Raw genomic sequence first — 2,238 nt, 5'->3', positions numbered from 1 at the left:
TATATAATCAAAGATACTAATCATTTAATTAGATGTTGGTAGAGGGTCAATTTTACTTTCTACCATTTTTTGGTACCCAAATCATATTCCGGACATGTCTAATATAGATGAAAACTGCTGTAATTAATATAGGACTTACGCATGAGTTACGGAATAACGTAGACGCAAAGCGGCTTGCCGCAGGCTACCGCAGAGGCACAGAGAAGCCAGTGCGCCCTTGCGGTTCCCCGACTTGTAGCAACTGGCAACTGGCGCGGCACGGAGAAATCAGAGTTTGAGAGATATTTTGCGTAAGTCCTATAATAAAGCGATACCTACGGTAAGCTACGCTAACGCATGATGGCGGATATGATCTTCAATAAAACTGGCAATAAAATAATAACTGTGGTCATAGCCTTCTTGGTAACGCAAGTTTAGCGGCTGGTTAACATCTGCACAAGCTTGCTCAAACACCTCTGGTAGTAATTGTTCAGCTAAAAATTTATCAGCAGTTCCTTGGTCAATCAAAATCGAACTGTGATATCCTACTTTTTTTACTAATTCACTAGCATCATAATCACGCCAAGTTTCTTGATTGTTGCCAAGATAACCACTAAAAGCCTTTTGACCCCAAGGACAACGCATAGGTGCAGTGATAGGTGCAAAAGCTGATACTGATTTGTAAAGTTCTGGGTTTCTCATTGCACAGACAAGCGCCCCATGTCCCCCCATCGAATGACCGAAAATGCCTTGTTTATCGGGTAGGGTAGGGAAGTTTGCAGTAATTAAAGCAGGTAATTCGTGGACGACATAACTATACATTTGATAGTTTTTACGCCACGGTTCTTCTGTAGCATCAACATAAAAGCCCGCACCTGTACCAAAATCCCAGTCGTCATCCTCACCTACAATGCCACTATTACGCGGACTAGTATCTGGTACAACCAATATCAAACCGTACTCAGCCGCAAAGCGCTGCACTCCCCCCGCCTTCCCCATAAAATTCTCTTCGGTGCAAGTTAACCCAGAGAGGAAATACAGAATTGGTACAGCTTTTTGAGTTGCTTGTGGTGGTTGATAGACAGCAAAGCGCATTTCACCGTTACAGGTTGAGGAATGATGACCGTAAAAGCCGAGTTTGCCACCAAAGCTTTTATATTCGGAAATGAGGTTGAGGTTAGACATTGATTATTATCACTTTCCTGAGCGATCGCCAAAGAAAGATTATTTTACCGTGAACTACCTGGTAATTAACACGCTATAGCAAGCGCACAATATGCCGCAGTTGCGTAGGCCTAGCCCATCGTAGACATCGCTTTGAGAACCGAAACCAAATTGCGATCGTTGCTTGGCGATTCATCCCCTCTGCACTCGCTATGCCAATAGGATAAGGAAACCAACACAAGGTACGCCGATTGGAACTGGTTGCAAATGGCGGAAACTTCAGTGTTGGCAATAGGACGACCGATAGAAATTAATCCTTCCTCAGACTCGACTTGAGAAATTAGTGACCAGATGGTGGTTTCTGTTGGACCATAAACATTCCAAAGTGAAATACTCCTGGCTTGTAATTGATTAGCTAACTTCTTGGGTAAAGCTTCACCCCCACAAAGTATTTTTAATTTATGGAAATTTTGCCATCCAGCTTCTAGCATCAAAAAGGTCAGTGTTGTACTTAAAGTCAGCAAACAAAGATTTGCTTCCTTCTACCACTTTTAGGGTTAAATCAAAATTCCCTTCTTCTTGGGGAATCACAAAAGGTTTCAGCTTCAAATCGTGACAATCAATTTCCACGTCTATTTCTTCAGGCAAGAACAAATCTAAAATCTTGCCAAATCGCTTCAGCCGTTGCAGATATACAAAACTAACCTGAAACAAAGGATTATGGCTGAGATCCCGGTTTGGTTGCAAGCGTTTAACCAATAGTGAAATAGGATAATCTTGATGAGCGATCGCTTCTTGCACCGTTTGCCTGATTTGAGCCAAAAACGTCTTAAAGGTGGGATTATCAGCAGGATTTCCTCTTAAAACTACAGAGTTAGCAAAATGACCAACCGCCCGAGTAAATTTAGTTTGCTGCCTACCGGCACCAGGAGAACCCACAAGAATATCTTCAGCCCCTGTATAGCGATGTAGAAGTACCTGGAAGGTTGCTAAGGCATCATGTAAAAATAAGTTGTACAAAATTTATTTGGAATAGCTTGCTAAATCTAGCTTTCGCACAAAAATTGTTCAGGTTATTTTTACACAAATCCTAAG

General features: G+C 42.0%; 4 protein-coding genes. 1 reads left to right on the top strand and 3 read right to left on the bottom strand.

Annotation, left to right across the window (positions count from 1 at the left end; translation table 11 throughout):
- Nucleotides 1-107 precede the first annotated feature (107 nt).
- Nucleotides 108-278, top strand: coding sequence for a hypothetical protein (locus H6G26_RS41110; RefSeq protein ID WP_190737823.1), 171 nt, complete (start codon nt 108-110; stop codon nt 276-278).
- Between the two features lie 46 nt (nt 279-324).
- Here the strand turns inward: H6G26_RS41110 and fghA are convergent, their stop codons facing one another.
- The 3 genes from fghA to H6G26_RS41095 all read right to left on the bottom strand — a co-directional run bounded on the left by fghA (nt 325) and on the right by H6G26_RS41095 (nt 2,163).
- On the bottom strand, nt 325-1,164 hold the full coding sequence (fghA, locus tag H6G26_RS41105) for an S-formylglutathione hydrolase (protein ID WP_190737821.1): 840 nt from the start codon (nt 1,162-1,164) through the stop codon (nt 325-327).
- A gap of 110 nt (nt 1,165-1,274) precedes the next feature.
- The gene (locus H6G26_RS44135; protein WP_277883979.1) at nt 1,275-1,634 is read right to left on the bottom strand and encodes an AMP-binding protein; all 360 of its coding nucleotides are present in this window, start codon (nt 1,632-1,634) and stop codon (nt 1,275-1,277) included.
- Nucleotides 1,603-2,163, bottom strand: coding sequence for a condensation domain-containing protein (locus H6G26_RS41095; protein WP_190737819.1), 561 nt, complete (start codon nt 2,161-2,163; stop codon nt 1,603-1,605). The genes H6G26_RS44135 and H6G26_RS41095 overlap by 32 nt, the downstream gene beginning before the upstream one ends.
- Nucleotides 2,164-2,238 lie beyond the last annotated feature (75 nt).

Source organism: Nostoc sp. FACHB-888 (assembly GCF_014696655.1).
Taxonomy (GTDB): domain Bacteria; phylum Cyanobacteriota; class Cyanobacteriia; order Cyanobacteriales; family Nostocaceae; genus Nostoc.
The sequence above is the reverse complement of the archived record's forward strand: the minus strand, read 5'-3'. Positions and strand labels throughout refer to the sequence as shown.